This window comes from Deltaproteobacteria bacterium (assembly GCA_009929795.1).
GTDB lineage: Bacteria > Desulfobacterota > Desulfovibrionia > Desulfovibrionales > Desulfomicrobiaceae > RZZR01.
In genome coordinates this window covers 20,399-41,750 of the sequence record RZZR01000008.1, presented here as the reverse complement: position 1 = coordinate 41,750, position 21,352 = coordinate 20,399, and the positions used below count along the sequence as shown (strand labels likewise).

Annotated in this window: 17 protein-coding genes; 12 read left to right on the top strand and 5 right to left on the bottom strand. The window is 59.8% G+C overall.

Annotated features, from left to right (window positions below; translation table 11 throughout):
* Positions 1 to 307 precede the first annotated feature (307 nt).
* The 7 genes from EOM25_02135 (at position 308) to EOM25_02105 (ending at position 6,862) form a co-directional block, all read left to right on the top strand.
* The gene (locus tag EOM25_02135; GenBank protein NCC23991.1) at positions 308 to 604 is read left to right on the top strand and encodes an ArsR family transcriptional regulator; all 297 of its coding nucleotides are present in this window, start codon (positions 308 to 310) and stop codon (positions 602 to 604) included.
* Between the two features lie 47 nt (positions 605 to 651).
* Complete coding sequence (locus tag EOM25_02130; GenBank protein ID NCC23990.1) at positions 652 to 1,137, top strand: C_GCAxxG_C_C family protein; 486 nt, start codon at positions 652 to 654, stop codon at positions 1,135 to 1,137.
* 189 nt (positions 1,138 to 1,326) lie between these two features.
* On the top strand, positions 1,327 to 2,346 hold the full coding sequence (locus EOM25_02125) for a hypothetical protein (protein ID NCC23989.1): 1,020 nt from the start codon (positions 1,327 to 1,329) through the stop codon (positions 2,344 to 2,346).
* Entirely contained in the window at positions 2,343 to 2,618 is a 276-nt protein-coding gene (locus tag EOM25_02120) for a 4Fe-4S dicluster domain-containing protein (GenBank protein ID NCC23988.1), read from the top strand. The genes EOM25_02125 and EOM25_02120 overlap by 4 nt, the downstream gene beginning before the upstream one ends.
* Before the next feature lie 206 nt (positions 2,619 to 2,824).
* The gene (locus EOM25_02115; GenBank protein ID NCC23987.1) at positions 2,825 to 4,042 is read left to right on the top strand and encodes an ammonium transporter; all 1,218 of its coding nucleotides are present in this window, start codon (positions 2,825 to 2,827) and stop codon (positions 4,040 to 4,042) included.
* Positions 4,043 to 4,082: 40 nt separating this feature from the next.
* Entirely contained in the window at positions 4,083 to 4,421 is a 339-nt protein-coding gene (locus EOM25_02110) for a P-II family nitrogen regulator (protein ID NCC23986.1), read from the top strand.
* Positions 4,422 to 4,444: 23 nt separating this feature from the next.
* Positions 4,445 to 6,862: an HD domain-containing protein gene (locus EOM25_02105; GenBank protein ID NCC23985.1), complete on the top strand. Its 2,418-nt coding sequence runs from the start codon at positions 4,445 to 4,447 to the stop codon at positions 6,860 to 6,862.
* A gap of 173 nt (positions 6,863 to 7,035) precedes the next feature.
* On the opposite strand, the gene EOM25_02100 is transcribed toward EOM25_02105, so the two are convergent.
* Positions 7,036 to 8,958, bottom strand: coding sequence for a DNRLRE domain-containing protein (locus EOM25_02100; protein NCC23984.1), 1,923 nt, complete (start codon positions 8,956 to 8,958; stop codon positions 7,036 to 7,038).
* Positions 8,959 to 8,960: 2 nt separating this feature from the next.
* A complete protein-coding gene (locus tag EOM25_02095; protein NCC23983.1) occupies positions 8,961 to 10,013 on the bottom strand; it encodes a hypothetical protein in 1,053 nt (350 codons plus the stop codon).
* A gap of 320 nt (positions 10,014 to 10,333) precedes the next feature.
* On the opposite strand from EOM25_02095, the gene EOM25_02090 reads away from it, so the two are divergent.
* The 3 genes from EOM25_02090 to EOM25_02080 all read left to right on the top strand — a co-directional run bounded on the left by EOM25_02090 (position 10,334) and on the right by EOM25_02080 (position 13,920).
* Positions 10,334 to 11,710, top strand: a complete 1,377-nt coding sequence (locus tag EOM25_02090) for an MFS transporter (protein ID NCC23982.1) — start codon at positions 10,334 to 10,336, stop codon at positions 11,708 to 11,710.
* Between the two features lie 77 nt (positions 11,711 to 11,787).
* Positions 11,788 to 12,996, top strand: a complete 1,209-nt coding sequence (locus EOM25_02085; protein ID NCC23981.1) for a right-handed parallel beta-helix repeat-containing protein — start codon at positions 11,788 to 11,790, stop codon at positions 12,994 to 12,996.
* A gap of 24 nt (positions 12,997 to 13,020) precedes the next feature.
* Complete coding sequence (locus tag EOM25_02080) at positions 13,021 to 13,920, top strand: hypothetical protein (protein NCC23980.1); 900 nt, start codon at positions 13,021 to 13,023, stop codon at positions 13,918 to 13,920.
* Here the strand turns inward: EOM25_02080 and EOM25_02075 are convergent.
* Positions 13,913 to 16,804: a response regulator gene (locus tag EOM25_02075; GenBank protein NCC23979.1), complete on the bottom strand. Its 2,892-nt coding sequence runs from the start codon at positions 16,802 to 16,804 to the stop codon at positions 13,913 to 13,915. The two genes, EOM25_02080 and EOM25_02075, sit on opposite strands and share 8 nt — an antisense overlap.
* 268 nt (positions 16,805 to 17,072) lie before the next feature.
* Between EOM25_02075 and EOM25_02070 the strand changes: the two genes are divergently transcribed.
* Together EOM25_02070 and zupT are read left to right on the top strand one after the other, a co-directional pair.
* Positions 17,073 to 18,350: a DUF401 family protein gene (locus tag EOM25_02070; GenBank protein NCC23978.1), complete on the top strand. Its 1,278-nt coding sequence runs from the start codon at positions 17,073 to 17,075 to the stop codon at positions 18,348 to 18,350.
* Positions 18,351 to 18,396: 46 nt separating this feature from the next.
* Positions 18,397 to 19,227, top strand: coding sequence for a zinc transporter ZupT (gene zupT / locus EOM25_02065; protein NCC23977.1), 831 nt, complete (start codon positions 18,397 to 18,399; stop codon positions 19,225 to 19,227).
* Positions 19,228 to 19,335: 108 nt separating this feature from the next.
* On the opposite strand, the gene hflC is transcribed toward zupT, so the two are convergent.
* Both hflC and hflK read right to left on the bottom strand, forming a co-directional pair.
* Positions 19,336 to 20,211, bottom strand: coding sequence for a protease modulator HflC (gene hflC, locus EOM25_02060; GenBank protein ID NCC23976.1), 876 nt, complete (start codon positions 20,209 to 20,211; stop codon positions 19,336 to 19,338).
* Positions 20,208 to 21,293 carry an FtsH protease activity modulator HflK gene (hflK, locus tag EOM25_02055; protein NCC23975.1) on the bottom strand — a complete coding sequence of 362 codons (1,086 nt, stop codon included), beginning with the start codon at positions 21,291 to 21,293 and terminating at the stop codon, positions 20,208 to 20,210. Before hflK ends, hflC begins: the two co-directional genes overlap by 4 nt.
* Positions 21,294 to 21,352 lie beyond the last annotated feature (59 nt).

Below are 21,352 nucleotides of genomic sequence, written 5' to 3'. Positions count from 1 at the left end.
CCGACCACGTCCTAACCTCGGACTCGAGATTCCGAAACAGCCTGAAAAAGGCCCCGATCCCAATCTCCGAAAAGCCCTACTACCTCATGCTGTCCTTTTTCCTGGTCGAAAACCATCCGGATCTGGCATTCAAAATCTGGGACACCCTGGCCCGCCTTCGGGATTCCGAGAGCTTCAGGGCCATCGCTCACGACTTCTGGGCCCGCCAGCCCTAGGCCGATCACGGCCCGTTCCATCCCGCCCTTTTCAAAACCCATACTTCGGCCTTGACGTCCTTTCGCTATTCATCGTATTTCGACGATCAACGATGAAGCTGACACCTCCCGAACAGACCGAACTGGCCGCCCTGACCAAGGCCCTGGCCCACCCCGCCCGGGTGGCCATCCTCGAACACCTTCTGGAAACGGATTCCTGTGTCTGCGGGAGGATCGTCGAGGTCATCCCCCTGGCCCAGTCCACGACCAGCCAGCATCTCAAGCAGTTGCGCACGGCAGGGCTCATCCGTGGAGAAATCGAAGGGCCCAGGATCTGCTATTGCGTCGACAAAAACAGGCTGAAACGCCTGAAGGCCCTGCTCGAAACCTTGCTGGAAGACATTTCATGAACACTGTTTGCATGGCTGCGGCAACAAACGACACGAGGAGATATGATATGACACCTGCTCCCCCACATGATATACGCCGGAGGGCGGAAGAATTGTTCACCTCCGGCCTGTATTGCGCCGAAAGTGTCCTCCTGGCCCTTGCCGAGTCCCTGAACATCAAGTCCGACCTGATCCCCAAGGTGGCCACGGGTTTCTGTTCGGGGCTGAGCCGGACCTGCGGGCCGTGCGGAGCCCTGACCGGAGGAATCATGGGTCTGGGTCTGTCCCTGGGACGGACTGGGCATGCACGGGACGTGAACTCAATGTACGCAGCGACCCAAGGGTTGGTCAGGGCATTCGAGTCCGAGTTCGGATCCCGGGACTGCCGGGTCTTGCTTGGCTGCGACCTTGGAACTGTAGAGGGGCAGGCCTTTTTCCGCGCCAACAAGTTGGGAGAAAAATGCCTGGTCTTCACCGGCCGGACAGCGGAAATGGCCGCCCAGATATTGGACGAGACCGCCCATGGCTCCCACCGTCTTCCTTCCGGATCATAGCCGAAACCCCGGGACGCCGTTTCGGCCGTTGCGGCACGGAAGCATCAAACCAAGGAACGAATCATGACTCTTCAACCCTTGACCGTGGGACAAAGCTGCGATGCTTCGGCCCGACAGCCCTGCTGAGGCCCAAAACCGGCCCCCCGGGCGGGAGCCGACGAGAGGCCCGGATACCGAATCGAGCCCTTTGTGGCCTCCTTTGTCGACACCCCGGCCGGACGGGTGCCCGTGGTCCGTACCCGGCCGACGTGGACCGACCGTGTGGGCACCTGTCGGGTCCGCCTCGGACTGTCACGTGATCTCTACGCAGTGCCCCCCGGTCTCTACGCCGTCGGCAATCCCCACCCCGAATCCCCGGTCCTGGTGACGGCCAATTACAAGCTCTCCTTCGATACCCTCCGTTTCTCCCTCCAAGGGCGGAACGCATGGATTCTCGTCACCGATACCAGGGGCATCAACGTCTGGTGCGCCGGAGGCAAGGGCCTGTTCAGTTCCGGGACCGTCTCCGAGATCATTCGCTCCTCGAGCCTGGATCGGGTTGTATCCAACCGCATGCTCATCCTTCCCCAACTCTCGGCCAACGGGGTCCGGGCCGCCGACATCAGACGGGCCACGGGATTCGATGCCGTGTTCGGACCGGTCCGGGCCGAGGACCTCCCGTCCTTTCTGGACGGCGGGATGCGGGCCTTTCCCGCCATGCGCGCGACCAGTTTCGGCCTTCGCGAACGGGCCGTGCTCATTCCGGTGGAACTGGTTCTCCTCTGGAAATTCCTGGCCCTTCTGCTCCTGGCCCTGCTCCTTCTGGCCGCCATTCTCCCCGGTCCCTTCGGGCTCTGGTGGTCTCGGTTGAATCCTGTTCTGACCGCTAGTCTTGCCGGAATCGTGGGCGGGACCGTGCTCGTCCCCCTACTCCTGCCTTTCATGCCCCTTCGCCATTTCTCCGTGAACGGGGCCCTTCTGTCCGCCCTGGTCTGGATCGTCCTCCAGAGTCCGATTCCCGGACTTCCTATCCAGTATCGACTTGGCCTCGGGCTGTGGGCCACGGCCCTGGGGTCCTGGCAGGCCCTCAGCTTCACCGGGTCCACCACCTTCACCTCCCCTTCCGGTGTGGAGCGGGAAATGCGCCGGGCAATACCCTTCATCGGAGCCGGAGGACTTATTGCCCTGGCCCTCGCGGCCTGGGGTCTGATCGGCTGGAGCATGCAATGAACACCTTTCGCCATCTGGACAATGTCGTCACCCTGGACTTCGATCCCTCTCTCTGTGTTGGCTGCGGCCTGTGCACCCAAGTCTGCCCGAGAGGGGTCTTCCGGAAGGCCGAGGCCAAGGCCGAAATCCTCGACCGCAACGCCTGCATGGAATGCGGGGCCTGCGCTTTGAATTGCCCGACCCGGGCCGTGACCGTCACCCCTGGCACGGGCTGCGCGGCCCTGATCATCCGTCAATGGCTGCCTTGGACCCGATCCACGTCCTGCTGTTGATCATCACTTTTGTCAAAATCGAAAATTTCACTTAGCGATTATTGACTGTTTTTGACAAAAACAAACAATTATTCCCCGATTCCGCTCTCTTTCGATCCACCTCTGGCCTCAAGAACTGGCCAGTTAGATATAACTTATCGAAATTCAACAACTATTTTTTTCGGCACCGCCTTTGCTTTTCGGTAAATCCTTAAAGGAGGTGTCCAGTGAACCCAACCGACACGATTTTCATTCTCGTTTCGTCCGCCCTGGTCATGTTCATGACCCCCGGACTGGCCCTGTTCTACGGCGGCATGGCTCGCTCCAAGAACGTCCTCGGAACCATCATGCAGAGCTTCTTCGCCATCGGGGTCATCTCGCTGGTCTGGATGCTCTGGGGCTACAGCCTGTCCTTCGGCCCGGACATCGGAGGGCTCATCGGGGGATTCGAGTTTCTCGGCCTAGCCGGCGTGGGCATGGAGCCCCACGAAAGCATCGCCACGAACATGCCTCACATGGCCTTCATGATCTTCCAATGCATGTTCGCCATCATCACTCCGGCCCTCATCACCGGCGCCTTTGCCGAACGGATGAAATTCAGTTCATTCATCGTCTTCATCATCCTCTGGTCCACCCTGGTCTACGCTCCCCTATGTCATTGGGTCTGGGGCGGCGGCTGGATGGGGGCCATGGGCGCCCTGGACTTCGCAGGCGGGGCCGTGGTCCACATGAGCTCGGCCAGCGCGGCCCTGGCCGCAGTCCTGGTCATCGGTCGTCGCCGGGGATACGGAAAACGGTCCATCATCCCTCACAACCTGCCCATGACCATCACCGGAGCGGCCATCCTCTGGTTCGGCTGGTTCGGGTTCAACGCCGGCAGCGCCCTGGCCGCCGACGCGCTGGCCGCCAGTGCCTTCGTCACCACCCACATGGCGGCCAGCGCGGCCATGATCTCCTGGACCCTGGGCGAATGGTGGCTGCACGGCAAGCCCACCACCCTGGGCGCGGCCAGCGGCGCCGTGGCCGGGCTGGTGGCCATCACCCCGGCCGCTGGGTTTGTCTCCGTTGGCCCCGCGGTCATCATCGGCCTTGTGGCCGGGATGGCCTGCTACGCCGCCGTGACCCTCAAGCCGAAGTTCGGCTATGACGACAGTCTGGACGTCATCGGCATCCATGGGATAGGCGGCATCTGGGGTGCCCTGGCCACGGGGCTCTTCGCCACCACGGCCGTGAACCCGGCCGGGGCCGACGGCCTGTTCTACGGCAACTCCGGCCAGCTCTGGATCCAATTCGTGTCCGTCGTGGCCACCTGCGTATTCGCCTTTGTCGTGACCTGGATCATTCTCGTGGTTATCAAGGCCGTCATGGGCCTGCGGGTCGGCGAAGACCAGGAAGAGGCCGGTCTGGACCTCAGTCAGCACAGCGAAACCGGCTATCAGCCCTGACCGGGGCAATGACAAGACTTCGAGACGACAAGGAGAGATCATGAAAAAGCTGGAAATCATCACCCGTCCCTACAAGCTGGACGAGATCAAGGAAGCCGTCATGACCCTGGGCATCCACGGCATGACCGTCACCGAGGTCCGGGGCTTCGGCCGCCAGCGTGGGCACAAGGAAGTCTACCGCGGAGCCGAGTATCAGGTCGATTTCGTCTCCAAGATCAAGATCGAGGTCGTCATCGAGGACGCCCTCCTGGACCGGACCGTGGAGGCCGTTGTGGCCTCGGCCAAGACCGGCAAGATCGGTGACGGCAAGATCTTCGTTTCCACTGTGGACAACGCCGTGCGCATCAGAACCGGCGAGGACGGATCCTCGGCCCTGTAGCATTCAAAAACCGGGGAGTGGACATGGACCACCGACACATCGCCCGCTCCCTCACCGCCTTTCGGGACCCGGACAGCGACCGCGCCCCTGCGGACATGAGCCGCGAACTGGATGCCTTCCTGACCGGGTCCCTGAAGGGCCAAACCCATCCGGGAATCCTGCTCCTGGCCGTGGGTGGCTACGGCCGGGGGGAGCTCTTCCCCCACTCCGACGTCGATCTCCTGCTCCTGGTTCCCAAGGTATTGTCCGACCAGGCCCGCGACGATCTGGCCTCGACTATCTTCCTGCCCCTCTGGGACGCCGGCTTCGACCTGGGCCACGGTGTCCGAACCGAAGCCGAAACCCTCGACCTGGCCGCCCGGGACTTCGAGGTCCTCTGCTCCCTTTTGGAAATGCGCCTTCTGGCTGGATCCAAACCGGACTTCGAGGCCTTTTCCGGCCGTTTCCGCCGGATTCTCGCCCCCCTAGTCAAAGACGTCGTCCGCTGGCTGGCCGAACGTTCGACCCGACGCCGGGGCCGCGAGGGGCTCTCCGACAACCTGCTTTCCCCGGACCTCAAGAATGGCCCCGGAGGCCTTCGCGATCTCCAGACCATTTCCTGGCTGACCTTTCTGAATGACGGAGCCACCCTCTTGAACCCGGACGAGTCAACCCTTCTGGTCGACCACGCCCGGTTCTTGTCCCGGGTCCGCTGCCGTCTCCACCGAATGGCCGGCCGCAAAGACGACATCCTCCACCTGGAGATACAGTCGGCCGTGGCCACGGCCATGGGCTTCGGGGCCGATGTCGAGTCATTCCTGGCCCGGCTCCACCGGACCATGAGCGACATCCGGCTCTTCTGCGATCTGGCCCTGGAAGAACCCGGAAACGATCGGGCAACCACAAGGCTTCCTCCGGCCGATCCTGCCGAGGCCATGGATCTCATCTCCAGGAGCCTCTGTTTCGGAGCCACCTTGGACTGGGACACCCGCCGGGCCATCCGGAATCTCTGCGCCGTCCTGACCCCCGGTGGGTCCTGGCGGAAAAATCTGCTGCCGGATCTGGAACGCCTGCTTTGCTCTCCCCAGGCCGCGCTGGGTCTGACCAGAATGCTCGAAACCGGCCTGTTGGAGGCCGTCATCCCTGAATTTTCGGCCATCCGGGACATGGTCCAGTTCGACGAGTACCACCTGCTTCCCGTGGGGCCCCACCTCATCGAGACCATTCACTGGCTGACCTTGGACGAGGCTCGGGCACCCTTCGCCGGAGCCGGACTGTCCGTCGAATCGACCGATCCCTCCCTGCGCTGGGCCGCCCTGCTCCACGACCTGGGCAAGGGAAACGGCGACCACGCCTTCAAGGGAGCCGACTTGGCTTCGGCCATCCTCGACGGTCTGGGCCTAGTTCCTGAACGTATCGCCGAGGTCGGCTTCCTCGTCCGGGAGCACCTGCTCCTCGTCCACACCGCCACCCGTCGGGACCTGAGCGAGGAGGAGGTCTGCGTCTCCCTGGCCCACCGGGTCGGGTCCACACGACGCCTCGATCTCCTGGTCCTGCTGACCTGGGCCGACTCCAGGGCCACCGGCCCCCGGGCCTGGAATCCGTGGATCGCCGGGCTCATCAGCGAACTCTGGCTCAAGACCAGAAAGATCCTGGCCAAGGGCCTTCTGGCCGGGGACCACGTCATGCACCGCCTGGCAACGGCCCGAGACACCCTGCGGTCCCTGGGACGCACGGTCTTTTCCAAGGATCACCTGGAACGCTATCTGTTCCTCATCCCGGCCCGCTCTCTGCTTTCGTTCACCCCGGGAGAAATTCTGGACCATCTTCTATTGGTCCAGGAATTCGAGCAACTGCCTGTAGGCCATCCCCCCTTTGTCGCCAGTTGGATCCATGAAGCGGAAGGCCGATGCTGGCGACTGACGCTGGTCGCCGAGGACATTCCCGGCCTCTTTGCCCGGGTGGCCCACGCCCTGGCCGAATGCCGGCTTTCGGTCCTCTCGGCCGACCTGGCCGGATGGGACAACGGTCTGGTCGTGGACGTCTTCTGGATCACCGAACCCCAGGACGCCCTCTATCCGGACCTGTTATTCGGTCGGGTAGAGAGTATCCTGGTCAGCCTCATGGAGTTCCAAGACCAGGCACTCCCTGAACCCATTTCAACCAGGGGCAGCAGGAAAATGGGACGATTCCAAGACATCAAGGTCCGTCTCGACAATGATCTCTCGGACTTTTACACCGTCCTGGAAATCCAGGCCCCGGACATTCCCGGCCTTCTCTCGGCCGTGTCCCAGGCCATCCACGCCATGGACCTGGACGTGGCCTTCGCTCGTATCGCCACCCGGGCCGACCTAGCCTTCGACGTCTTCTACCTCCGGGAACAGGGACAGAAGATAGATGACCCGAACCTGCCCGGAATCCAAAACGCCCTCCAGACCATTCTGGTCAGCCTCTGGGCCTGAATGGATCCGTACTGTTGTTGAGCGAATCCCCCTACAAAAACCCCAACGGCAAATCCGTCGGGGGGTGGCAACCGTTTCAACCAAATAGACTGTTCTGCGAAGCAACTTACTCGGCGAATAACGCGTCGACGTCATCACCACGCCGTTTGAATAGGTGTTTTACCATAATCCCGTCACTCCTGTCCGAGGAGTGATGCGACAGCAAACGGGGTCTGGATCGGATAAAGGCCCAGGGCCAACGCACCTTCAGAACCCTTTGCCTTTCGTGATATAGGATTTGATGCCGATCCTACATTCGCATTCGCTCGGCATATCCTTAGGTTGGCGACGCCGACCAACGACCCGTAGGACATGAAGTGTAGATATCCGTTGCCTTCGAATCGAACGGGAACATGCCTGTGAAGTATTCTCTTGCCGTCCACATAGGCGTCCAGCCAGTCACCGCTGCGGACAATCTTGTAATGCTGCCAGCGACCAAGCTGAATATGGGCGCCATTAACAAGCTCGCGACGCTCACCCAAACAACCGACGTCGCTACAAGATCGCGTATTGAACCATCCTCCCAGCAACGACATGTAGCCGACGTTGTTTTTGTTCAACCAAACGACGTTCAGACCATTTTTTTCGCACCAGCCATCAAACTCGATAACCATTTCCTCCATCCACACAGGACGCAAAAATCTCACCGGAATGTGGTTTCCGCTGTGCCATACCAACGCACGGTCCATCCGTTGGAGCTTGACTTTTGAGATGTCCCAATTCACGAAACCGGAAGAAAAGTCGTCGAAATACGGCTGCGGATGGTCCGATGCCATGTCCTTACGCCACAGGGCCGCACAATCTGCCGTTGCAGACAAGTGTTCCGCACTGTTGAACATTTCCGCAAGGATGACACTGCGATCCGTTCTCGGCCATGCATTCAGTTCCGCACCGCTCGGCTGCCTCCCGTAAATGGCTTGGCAGGCATCGGTAATAAAACGAACGCCGTCGTGATTCTGATTGACATACCCGGGACTCGCAAAAAAATACTGAACCATGTTTTTGCGCGGTGTCCCGCTTTGCAACAAGCCGACCTGGGCCTCAACCTCCTGGACGGTGGGTTCTCGGTGCGTGACACAGTGATACAATGAACGGACAAACTCCTTGTCCGGAGCACAGAGCAAGGCCCACGCCTGGTCAAACTCTCCGGGAAGGTCTGAGACAGACGCTAGGACCATGACAGGAACTCTCCCTTCCACGTCCTCCCGTGAGGAAAATCCGTATTCAGAGTGCGAAGTTGTGCCAGTAAGCGGGCCGATTGCCTTGATCATCAGACCGTAGTTCGGTGTCCCCGAAAGCCACTCCACCACAAGTGGAGTTACGTCTATCTGAAGCCATTTGCCTATCTCCATCCCTGGATGAAACTGCACCATGGGATTCGAGTCAAAGGAGGGCTGGTTCACCCAAGCGATCTCACCGGGCTGTGCGGCAGGCTTCAAGCTGTAAGTCCCTATCCCTTCCGTCCAGGGACTTGTTACCCGATAGACGCCAAGAGTCAGGGCGTCGCTACCGCCGGTATGATAATGGTAGAGGCGAAGAGTGGCTTGGCTGACCTTAGCCGGATCGACGCCCGAGAGGTCAAATCTCAAGTATGCCCTCTTCTCCCCGCCTGTTGGATGCCAACCGGCGCCCAAAGCCCCATACCTGCCAAAATTGGCCTGGTTCCATCCCGAATAGCTATAGGCATAGACGTGAGAGTCAGCGATACAATTAATAGTGAGACCCCCGTAGGGTTTGTATTTGGAAAGTTCCTTCAGTCGACTCAAGACGTTTTCCAAGGAGGAAATCTCCTCATTAAGAACCTCAATTCGGCTTGCCGTCGAAACGAGTTGATCCACCAGTGGATCGCCCGCCAAAAGATAGGCTGGGACATTGATTCCTAACTGGGCGTAGCCCTCGACACCCACCTCTCCGCCCCGAAGGCGTTCCAGTTCGCCTCTCTTCAGACCAAGCAACGTTTCACAGTACTCTTCCAGTGAGGGCGACACTGGATTCGCCAGAACTGAAACGCCAGCCAACAAAATAGTGACTATCATGAGGAGTATGCGCACCTTCATGGCTACTTCCCTCCTTCTTTACATGGGGCTGCATCGCGAAGTTTTTCCCTGACAGCTGCAATGTCGGCTTCGATTTTGGCGAGGTTCTTTTCCTGGAGTCGTATGGACTTCTCTAGCTGCTCAATCCATTTACCCTTGTTGTACAGATACTCAGCTCCTGACCATCCACTATCGAGAATTTTTGACTCCTCAGCTGTCCACTGAGGATCGTTCCCTAATACATTACCCTGGTACTCATTGAGATATCCAGTATTCAACAGGTCTGGTCTGTTCAAGACTTCAATCTTCTTCCGATATTGGCGGATGCTTTCCATGGTCATGTCTTTGATACGTAGATATTGTGCTAACATTTTTTCAAGTTTTTCTCGACATAACGTCGAGAATGGATCGTGTCCCTCCGGGAAAAACCACACTTCACATGCCGTTTCCTGAGGAGCATAAAAGGAAAATTCACCCGTGTTCATCACATTGTTATACTCTACCATATCAGCCCAGACATCGAAACTGACAGAATCCCCTTCTGAAATTCTCGGAGCATGTGGATGGAAAGGTTCATCCGGAACGACGCCCAGTCGGCTTCCGTCCTTTTGAATGATCGCCTCGCGAACTTGAGTGTTCAAGCGTCTTCCTGAATTTAAATAGACAAGTCGAACCTTCGCCGGGCCAACGTTTCGATAGTCCTTCAAATGGTAAACCACGATATGCCCGGGGCCTTGAACTGTAAAACTACCAAGACGTACGGAAACCGAGTCTTTCACAACACCATCCCAGGAAGCGTACTGCCGTTCTTCTTCAGGAGTGTAGTAGTTCTTCTCGCCGCCCTTCCAATACTCACCGCGTAAGCGGCTGTAGTGATCGGATATCCAGGTTTGAGTGAACTTGTGCCGATGGGAGAGTAGGAGATGTCCACCCGCTGTTTTCCAGGATTCCGCCACTGGCGAAGGGGCGTCCCCGACGCTCAGTGCCACAGTTGGACACAGGGTGACACAGCAGACTACCACAAGGGCCCAGATCGCGGTGAAGAAGATCCCATGAAAGACAATAATTCGGTTCATGATTTTTCTCCTTTCATACTCTCCGAACATGCGACGAGGATAAGTGAAACATCTATTGATTTCATAAGACCAAATCTACCACCATGACAACCTGTTTTGTTCTTCACAACGATTTCCCGCCCAGGGGCATGGCCGACCTTGGTGACTGTTCCTCGACGAAAAAACGTTGTCCGCAACTGGATTTTCCGATATGCCCGCCTCCGAAGACTTGAAGTCCCGGGCCAAGACACGGAGACAGTGTGAGCGAACCGCAGACCGTCCAGGAATACATCGACGAGGGGCCCATCTGGCCCGACGGCACCCAAGGGCCTCCGCCTCCTTTGACCCGGACCCAATGGACCATCTGGCTCCTGGCCTCGGCCGGCAAATTCTTCGAAGGGTATGTGGTCTTCATGACCGGCGTGGCCCTGCCGCTGATCGTGGCCGAATTTGGACTCTCATCACTGGAAAAGGGATCCGTGGGCGCCGCCCCCCTGGCCGGGATTCTGTTCGGGGCCTCGGCCCTGGGCGCCCTGGCCGACCGCTTCGGCCGCAAGCCCCTGTTCATTCTCGAGATGGCCCTTTTCGCCGTCTGCCTCCTGCTCCTCAGCCTCACCCCGAACCTGTCCTGGCTCTTGGCCGTCCTGTTCGCCATGGGGCTTGCCCTTGGCTGCGATTATCCCACGGCCCATATGATCATTTCCGAGAGCATTTCCACATCCCATCGGGGCCGCCTGGTTCTGAGCGCCTTTGCCTTTCAGGCCCTGGGGGCACTGGCCGGAACGGCCGTAGGCTACGTCATCCTGCTGGCCGACGCAGACATCCATGTCTGGAGGTGGATGTACGCCACGGCCGTTCTTCCGGCCGTTATTGTAGCCGGTGCCAGATTTACCATCCCTCAGAGCCCCCATTGGCTCGTGGACCAAGGCCGGGTAAACGAAGCCGTGACGGCCATCCGGCGGATTCTTTCCCGCCGTCCTCAATACCCCACCCGGGTCGTCCTGACCGCCGTTCCAAAAATCAAAGCCGACAACGGCCCTCGAACCTCGGGCTTGGCGGCCCTGTTTTCCCGTCAGCACCGTCGGGCCGCTTTCCTGGCCTCCCTGCCCTGGTTCCTCCAGGATCTCGGCACCTACGGCATCGGCATCTTCACCCCGACCATCCTGGCCGCGGCCATCGGCTCCGCCGAAACCGGGCGGAATCTGGCCTCGATCATCCACAACGACATGCTGGCCGCCAAGGGCGCGGCCTTCATCGACATCCCCCTCATCATCGGAATGATCTGCGCCGTCCTGCTTGTGGACCGCATCGGCCGGATGAAACTCCAGATCGCCGGGTTTGTCGGCTGCGCCCTGGGCCTGTTTCTGGCCACACTGTCCTTCAGCGTCAACGAGGGGGCCCGTCTACCGCTGATCTTCGCCGGGTTCATGCTCTTCAATTTCATGACCAACATGGGACCAAACGCCACAACCTATGTCGTCGCCGGAGAGGTCTTTCCGACCAGGATCCGGGGCCTCGGAGCGGGATTTGCCGCCTCCGCCGCCAAGATCGGGGCCGTGGCCACGGCCTTTCTCTTTCCGGTTCTCCTGAAGGACATCGGCACCGAAATCCTGCTCTGGGGGCTGGTCGGAACCTCTCTGCTCGGGGCTTTGGCCACATGGATGCTGCGTATCGAGACCATGGGCCGCAGCCTGGAAAGTCTGGACACCGAACCCTGACCGGTACTATCTCACGGACGACCCGACGCGGAATGCGTATCCGAAGTCTGGTCACCAAGACATTCCGGAGGGTTGTCATGCTCCGCTCATCGCTTTCTCTGGCCGCAGTCCTCTCGGCCATTCTCCTCCTAGCCGTCCCGGCCCGGGCCGACGTCATCGTCTCGTCCCCGGCCCAACTCCGAGCGGCCATCATCGCCGCCAATGCCGGAGGCGATCCGACCATCCTCCTCGAGGATGGAACCTACACCTTGCCCGGCGACTATTATCTCAGCATCGAGGCCCCGGGCGTGACCATCCGCTCACGATCCGGGGACCGGGAGGCCGTCGTCGTCCAAGGCCAGGGCATGGGCCAGTCTCCTGAATCCATCTTCAAGGTCACGGGTGACGACTTTACCTGCCGGGACATGACCCTGCGGCGAACCGGAAACCACGTCATCCAAATTCGGGGGGAGAGCGACTGCGACGGAACGGTTCTCAAGAACCTCGTCATCCAGGACGGCTACGAGCAACTGGTCAAGATCTCAGGAAATTCAGGGGGGAACTGGAGCAACGGCGGGCTCATGGAAGGCTGTCTGCTCGAATACACGGCCGGCATCGGGCCCCAATGGTACATCGGCGGCATCGACGGCCACCGCTGCCGGAACTGGACCGTGCGGAATAACGTCTTTCGGCACATCATCAGCCCCCAGAGCAGCCTGGCCGAGCACGCCGTGCACTTCTGGTCCTGGTCCGAGGACACCCTGGTGGAAGGAAACCTGATTTTCAACTGCGACCGGGGGATCGGTCTGGGGCTGGGCGACAGCGGCCATGTGCGGGGCGTGGTCAGGAACAACATGCTCGTCCACGACGGACATTGCGCCGGCGACGTGGGCATCGGCCTCGAGTCCTGCGCCGGGGCCCAAGTCTACAACAACTCCGTGTACCTGGCCCACGACTATTTCGCGGCCATTGAGTACCGCTTTGCCGCCACGTCGAACGCGCTCATCGCCAATAACCTGACCAACCGTCCCATCGTCTCCAGAAACGGCGGCAGCGGAACCCTGTCCCACAACGTGACCACGGCTCAATCCACCTGGTTCGTCGATGCCCTGGCCGGGAACCTCCATCTGGCCTCCCGTGTTCCGGGCGTGGTCGATGCCGGAACCCGGGACATTCCGAATCTGCCGTCGCCCTTTCTCGACTTCGACGGCAAACCCAGGGCCTGCGAGGCCGTGGACATCGGGGCCGACGAAATCTGCGACCAGAACCGGGCCATGGCGGCCATTTTTCTGCTCTTGAACGACTGACACACCCATTGAGGAGATACGACCATGAACAAAGTCCGTTCCTGTCTGGCCCTGTGTTTAGTGGCCCTGCTGTCTCTTGCCTCGACCGCCTGGGCCGGGGCCGTCATCGTCGATCACCGCTGTACGGACATCACCAAGATTCCTCCCCACTGGCTGGAAAAAGCCAAGGAACTGACCCTCCACTACGCCCACACCTCACACGGATCGCAGATCGTCTCGGGCATCCAAAATCTGGAGTCCCTCCACCCCATCTACAGTGTGGCCGTCCGGGAAAGCGGGAGCGAAGGCCTGCCTCCCGAGGAAGCACCGCCGGCCCTCCGAATTTACGACGGCAATCCACCGGAAACGTACATTCAACCGGATGACTATTGGGAAGGAGAATCAGGAAAAAACAGAACTCGAAGCGTGGCCGCCACCGGCCGGTATGGCTTCTCGATGTGGTCATGGTGCGGGCAAGTTTCGGGAGGGAGCGAAGCCTATATTCAGAACTACCTGGACACCATGAGCAGCTTCGAAGCTGAATTTCCGTCCATGCGGTTCATTTACATGACCGGACATCTCGACGGTTCCGGTGCTTCCGGAAATCTGCATCAGCGGAACGAACAGATACGCGCATACTGCCGAGCCAACAACAAGGTTCTCTTCGATTTCGCCGACATCGAACGCTACAATCCGGACGGTCAGGATTTTTTGAATCTGGGGGCCAACGACGAGTGCAATTACTCCGGTGGCAATTGGGCCAACGAATGGTGTGCAGCCAATCCCGGTTCCGAATTGTGCGACTCATGCTCTTGCGCCCACTCCAGGGCCTTAAACTGCAACCAGAAGGGCCGTGCTTTCTGGTGGATGATGGCCCGTCTGGCCGGTTGGCCCGGACCCGGCGGCTCGGTGACCGCGCCCATGCAGCTTCTGCTTCTCAACTAGGTCCGGCCCCCAGGATCTCACGGATCTTGCTCAGCAGTTCCTCTATGCGGTAGGGCTTGGTGATATAGTCCGCGGCCCCGGCCTCCATGGTATCTCGTATGAGGCCCGTGGCCGAGTAGCCGCTGGCAACGAGGACCCTGACTCCGGGATCCATCTCCAGCAGGGACTGGAGACAGCGGTGCCCGCCCATGCCCGGCATGCCCAGGTCGAGCATGACCAGGTCGATGCGTTCCCGGTTCGAGGCGAAGACCTCCAGGGCCTGCTCACCGCTCTCGGCGGTCAGGACCGTGTACCCGTGCTCTTCCAAAACCATGGTCGAGACCTCCCGGATGTCCTCCTCGTCGTCCACCACCAGCACTGTTTCCGGGCCTCCCCCGGCCTGGGGGACATCGTCGGCAACGTCCTGAGGCTCGGGCTCCTTGTCCTTTTCTGCCGGAAGGTAGATGTCAAAGGTCGTCCCCCGGCCCGGCCCACTCTGGCAGGTGATGGCTCCGCCATGCCCCTTGACGATGCCGTAGACCGAGGCCAGACCAAGGCCGGTGCCCTTATCCAAGGCCTTGGTGGTAAAAAATGGGTCATACATGTGGTCCATGGTCTCCTGATCCATGCCCACACCGGTGTCGGCCACGGTCAATCGGACATAGGAACCGCGCAGTCCCGCAGCCTCCGACTCGGACGACGACCCGCCGTAGAACACGACGTTCTCCGTGCCGATGGTCATGATCCCCCCTCCGGGCATGGCGTCGGCCGAGTTGATGCCCAGGTTCAGAAGAACCTGCTCCAGCTGGACAGGATCGGCCAGGATCGGCCAGGCGTTCTCGGCCAGCCGGAACTCGATCCGGACCATGCGGGAAATGGTTCGCTCCAGGATCTTGGAGGCATCCCGCACGGCCCTGTTCAGGTCGATTGGAGCCCTCCGGGCCTCGGCCTTCCGGCTGAAGAGCAAAAGCCTGCGGACGAGTTGGGCCGCCCGGTCCACGGACCGTTCGATGGTTTTCAGCATCACCCGGTCGCCCTGAGAGGTACTATTGCGCCGAAGCAAAACCTGGGTGAACCCGCCGATGGCCTGAAGCAGATTATTGAAATCGTGAGCCACTCCGCCGGCCAATGTTCCCACAGCCTGCAATTTCTGGGATTGATGGAGCTGCTGCTGGAGTTCCTCCCGCTCGCTCTCGGCCCGCCGCCTCACCGAGATGTCGTGAATGATGGAGTAGAGGGCCCGACGACCTTCTCTGACAATGGGTCCGCTGAAGACCTCCACGTCCCGAATTTGCCCGTCGGCCAGACGATGGCGGAATTCGAATCGGTTGTGAGATCCCATCCGGGCCGCCTCGGCCATCCTGGCCCGGATCGTCTCCGGCTCGGCCGTGTTGATCTCAAAAATCTTTTTGGCCGTCAGCGTCTCTCTCGACCATCCGTAATACTCTTCGGCCGCCGGGTTGGCCTCGACCACATCCCCTGTCTCAGGGTCGACGATGAGCATGACTACATGATTGTTCTCGAACAGGCTCCGATAGCGTTCCTCGCTCTCCCGCATCAACTCTTCAGCCTGGCGACGCTCCGCGACCTCCCGGTTCAACCCGTCCATGGTTGTGCGCAAACGGGCGGCCATCCGGTTGAAGGAATGCCCCAATTCGGCGATCTCCCTGATCGGCCCGTCCTCGGGCATGGCTGGAGGCTCTTCCCCCCGGGAAAGGAGCCTGGCCGAGGCGTTCAGAAGAAGAAGAGGTCCGGAGATCCTCCTGGTGATGATTAGCCCGATTGCAAGGGCCAGGACAAGGGCTGAGGCCATAATCAGAAAAGCCCAACGATTGCCGGATTCGATGGCGGCCGTGAAGTCCGATTCAGGAACGACCACCCCGATGAGCCAGTCGATGCCGTACTGGTCCCTGACCTGCCTGATTACCGAAAAACAACGCTCCCCTTCGGCCGTGAACAACATCCGAGCATCCGTGACGCCATAAAGGTCACCGTCGTTTTGATCGAGAAGAACCCGGACCGCCTCCCGGACGAACGGACTCTGGCTATTGGTCGCCGCAAGCCGCTCCCCAGCCCCATCGGCCAAAATAAAGGGACGCTCCCTCTCGGACGTCGCCACCAAAAGACCCGATCGCTCAAAAACGAATGCCAGCCCTGACTTACCGATTTCGAGCCCTTCCAGAAAGGCTCCGATCTGGGAGAGGAAGATGTCGGCCGTCGTCACTCCCAACAGGGCTCCGTTCTCGTTGAAGAGCGGCCTGCTCAAAGAAATGGTCATGTCTTGACCGGTGAAAAGCACATAGATGTCACTCCAGACAGGACCACCGGCCTCAACGGCCTTCACGTACCAGGACCGGTTCCGGGCGTCGAAATGGGAGAGCTCCGTCAGCAAATCCCCGCGTTTTCCGGACTCGTGCGCGGCAAACTTGCGAAACGCTCCGGCCGCGAACCCCTCAGTGACAATGACATATTTGGAACCGTCGATTGGATCACGGCCGCTGTTGACCAAGCCGCCTCGATCATTGCCGAAGGAGATACTGGAGACCGAGCTGAACATCCTGACCTGGTTCTGAAAATGCCTCTCGATCGACTCCGGATCCGTCATCCCTGGACAAACCAGGGCCTGGGCGTTCTCGGCATTGACCAGAACGGGCGCCTTCAGAAAATGGACAAGATGATCGTGGATTCGAGCCGCGATCTCCGATGCCAGTTGTCCGGCCACGTCGTTGACGGCCACCCGGCCCTGGCGCTGGGATACAAAACCCACCAGGGCCACAGCCACCAAGGCCACCAAGGCGATGGCGACCACCATGGTCATGCGTAGGGAAATCTGAGGAAGTCGATTCGACACTGAACGCCTCGTGGCAAAAAATAGATCAGACAACGCGAGTTCATCTCGGACCATGCCGACTAGCCGAGCCCAACCCTGCCTTTTCTGTATCCGCTTCCGGAATCGGGTGTCAAACGCCGAATCCGAAAGGACACTTGAAAGACAGGAACTTGCCACAGTCTGGACATCCTTGTCGCCAAATACACCAGGATTTGCTGGCAATGAAGTCCGTCTTGACTTCCCCGGCTACAGGCCCCATTTCCGTGTCCCACGGAACGCGGCCAGTCCTTGAATATTTCAGCCGCCCACCCCAGTCACCGCAATAACGAACAGGCATCCGTCAATGCTCGTCGCCTTCGCACCCTTCGCCAAAGTCCTGGCCGCCTTTGCCGTCATGCTCGCCGGAGTTCGGCTCAGGCTCTCCCTCGGCCTATCCATCCTCTGCGGAGCCATGACCCTTGGCCTCCTCTTTGGAATCGGACCCAGAGGAATTGTTCAGGCTTCGGCCCTGGCCCTGACCGACGAGAAATTCCTCCTGCTGGCCCTCATTGTCGGCCTCATTCTCATGCTCTCCGACGCCCTGGAGCGGTCCGGCCAGTCCCGGCGGCTCATGGCTGCCCTGTCCGGCTACCTGACCCGGCCCAGGCTCAGGCTGGTCTTCTTCCCGGCCCTCATCGGGCTCCTGCCCATGCCTGGCGGGGCCATCTTCTCCGCTCCCATGATCAAAACCGCCTCCGAAGGCATGGCCGTCTCCAGCGCCCAACAGGCCCTGATCAACTATTGGTTCCGGCATATCTGGGAACTGGCCTGGCCCCTGTATCCGGGCATCATCCTGACCGTGGCCCTGGCCGACATCCCGATCTCGGCTTTTGTCTCCAGAACCTGGCCGGCCGTGTTGTTCATGGTTGGCATCGGCTGGTTCTTCTTTCTGCGCCCTGGCAAGCTCGACGTCTCCACCCCCAAGACCGACCCGAACAGACCTAGACCGAGGCCGGGAGCAGTCTTTTACGAAGGACTGCCCCTTCTAGTGGCCATCATCGGGGCTGTGGGCCTCGAATCGCTCATCCCGATTCTGGCCCCGACCCTGGCCTTCGAGATCGGGGTCATCGCCGCCTTGTTCGTGGCCGTTATCTGCGTCATGATCCAGAACGGCCTGGGCCCAACCTTTCTCGGAGCCGTCCTAGCCAAGAAAAGCCTATGGTCCATGCTTCTGGTCATCGCCGCCATCTTCGTCTTCAAGGACGTCCTGTCCGCCGCCGGCGTGGTCGAGGCCATGGCCCGTTCCGCCGGGGGGAACGCCGCACTGATCGCCTCGGCCGTGTTCCTGCCCTTTTTGGTGGGCATGGTCGCCGGCATCAACGTGGCCTTTGTCGGTTCGACCTTTCCCCTGCTCCTTGGCCTCATCCATACTCTCGGCTTAGAAGACAAGACCATTCCGTTCCTCATTCTGGCCTCGTTCGCGGGTTTCACCGGGGTCATGATCTCGCCCATCCACATCTGCTTCATCCTCACCTGTCAATTCTTCAGGGCTGAAGCAGCCCGGACCTGGAGACAGCTGGTCGCCCCCTGTCTGACCTTCGCCCTGCTGGGTGGACTATTTTTTCTCGTTCTGATCCGTTGATCATCCCATTCTTGACAACCGAACCCCGTTCAAGAATGACTCGGCCATGGACACTCAAACCATACTCCTGGCCTTCGGACTGACCGCCCTGGCCGGATTGTCGACCGGCATCGGTTCAGCCCTGGCCTTCTTCACCCGGCGGACCAACACCAATTTCCTGTCCCTGGCCCTGGGCTTTTCGGCCGGAGTCATGATCTACGTCTCCTTTGTCGAGATCCTGACCAAGGCCCGCGAAGCCCTGACGACCCAATGGGGCGAATCCCTGGGCGCCTGGGCCACGGCTCTAGCTTTCTTCGGGGGCATGGTCCTCATCGCCCTCATCGACAAGCTCGTGCCCGACTATGAAAACCCCCACGAACTCCATACCATCGAGGAAATGGACAGCTGCCTGTCCAAGCTGCCAAAAAACGAGGCCCACGACTTCGGAAAACTCAAGCGCACAGGAACCTTGGCCGCCCTGGCCATCGCCATCCACAACTTCCCCGAGGGCATGGCCACCTTCACCGCCGCCCTGAGCGACCCGGCTCTGGGTGTGGCCATTGCCGTGGCCGTGGCCATCCACAACATTCCCGAGGGCATCGCCGTGTCCGTCCCTATCTTCTATGCCACTGGCAGCCGGAAAAAGGCCTTCGGCCTCTCCTTTCTCTCGGGGCTGGCCGAACCGGTCGGGGCCTTGGCCGCGTTCCTGCTCATCATGCCTTTCTTCACCCCGGCCGTTTTCGGGCTTCTCTTCGCTTCCGTGGCCGGAATCATGGTCTTCATCTCCCTGGACGAACTGCTGCCTGCGGCCCGGGAATACGGCCACCCTCACCACTGCATCTACGGCCTCATCGCGGGCATGGTCGTCATGGCCGTATCCCTGCTCCTCTTTCTCTGACCGGATCTGACGACCGACCGGCAGGCACCTTGCCACAAACAAAAAAAAGGTCCCGGCCGTGCAAGTAGCATGACCGGGACCCTTGACGTCCGTCGATGATACAAATCCCTACGGGGTGTCCTTTTCTAAATAACGCAGGAACTGGTTGTCGGGCGTAAACACGAATTCGGTCTTGTCCCTGAATCCCTCGCGATAGGCCTCAAGACTCTTCTGAAAGGCATAGAACTCCGGATCCTGCGACAGGGCCTTGGCAAAAATCTCCGTGGCGTTGGCGTCGCCATCGCCCTTGAGTTCCTGGGCCTTTCTTCGGGCCTCGGCCAAAAGAACGGTTCTTTCCCTATCGGCTCCGGTCGTGATCTTGGCCGCTTCCTCGCGGCCTTCAGAACGGTACTGCTTGGCTTGGCGCTCTCGTTCGGCCCGCATCCGTCCGAAGATGGCCTGTCGGTTCTCGGGCGGCAGATCGGTTCGTTTGATGCGGACATCGATAACTTCGATCCCATAGTCTTTCAGAAGTTCATGGGTCCTGGCCGTGACTTCCTCCATGATCCCGCTCCGCTCGCTGGCGACCACCTCTGTGAGGGTGAACCGCCCCAAGGCCACGCGCAATTCAGCATATATGATATCGTTCAGCCTAGCCTGACCGCTGTCGATGTTGTTCAAAGTCTCATAGAAGAGCAGAGGATTCTTGATCCTCCAGCGAGTGAAATTGTCGACCACAAGATTCTTCTTGTCCAAGGTGAGAATCTCGGCGGCCGGGGCATCGTACTCGAGAAGACGATGGTCGAAGAATACCACGTTTTGAACGAAGGGAATCTTGAAATGCAGTCCCGGCTCCAACCCCTCGTCCATGCCGGACACAGGCTTGCCCAGCTGGAGGACGATGGCCCGCTCGGTCTGGTCAACCACGAAAGCGGCCTGAAGAACGAGGAAGAGCCCGACCAGAACCGTCAGGGCCACAACAAGAGGTGCTTTGCGATCCATCATTGGGCACCTCCCTTGACCTGTCCGGGCGTCCCCGTGAAGCCACCTTGCAACGGCAATAGTGGCAGGACCCGATCCATGGCCTTCTGATCCAGAATCAGCTTGGAATTGCCCTGGTGCGAGAAGATCTCCTGCATAGTATCGAGATGCAAACGCTTCCGGGTCACGTCCTTGGCCTTGTTGTATTCAGCCAGTACGGCCAGGAATCTTGACGTTTCACCAAGAGCGTTGTTGACGACCGATTGTTTGTAGCCTTCGGCCTGGTTGACGATGCCGGCCACCTCCCCCCTGGTCTTGGGCAGGAGGTCGTTACTGTAGGCCTCGGCCTCGTTGATGAACCGGCTCTTGTCTTCCTTGGCGCTGGCCACGTCCTTGAAGGCGTCGATCACCTCTCGGGGTGGATGCACGTCCTGGAGCTGAACGGCCATGATTTCTATGCCGCTCTGGTATTGGTCGAGAATGGTCTGCATGAGTTCCCTGGTCATGTTCTGGACGGCGAATTTCTCGGCTGTCAGGACGGCGTCGATCTTGTTGAAGCCGATGACCTTGCGCATGGCCGCCTCGGCCACGTCCTTGACCGATTTCTCAGGATTACTGATGACGAACAGATAGTCCTCGGGGTTCTTGATCTTGAACTGAACGATGAACTGAACATCGACGATGTTCTCGTCACCGGTCAGCATCAGGGATTCCTCGGGCAAAAGCCTGACCTGATCCGGAAAGAAGCCCAGGGTGTTCGACCCGCTTCGGAATCCTATTTCGACCCGCTGGACCTTCTTGACCTTCGGGGTTTTCACAGACTCCACCGGAAAGGGGATGTGATAATGGGGTCCCGGCTGAGTCGTCCGGTCATAGGCCCCGAATCGCTGGACCACGCCCACCTCGTCGGGCTCGACGATGTAGATGCCGCTCGCAGCCCACAATAGGACCAGCAGGAGCACCAGAAGTTTCCCACCCGGCATTCGAAAATTGCGCAGGTTGGGAAGGCGGTCCTTCCACTGGTTCATGTCGGGCTGAAATGGCGGGGGTGTGCCGCCGCCTTGCCTCTGCCGCTTGTTCTGTAGTTTTTCCCAGTCCCAGTTCATGCAAATGAGCCTAAAGGAGCACTGGGGTGAGGTCAAGGAAAACCGGTGACAAGAACAAC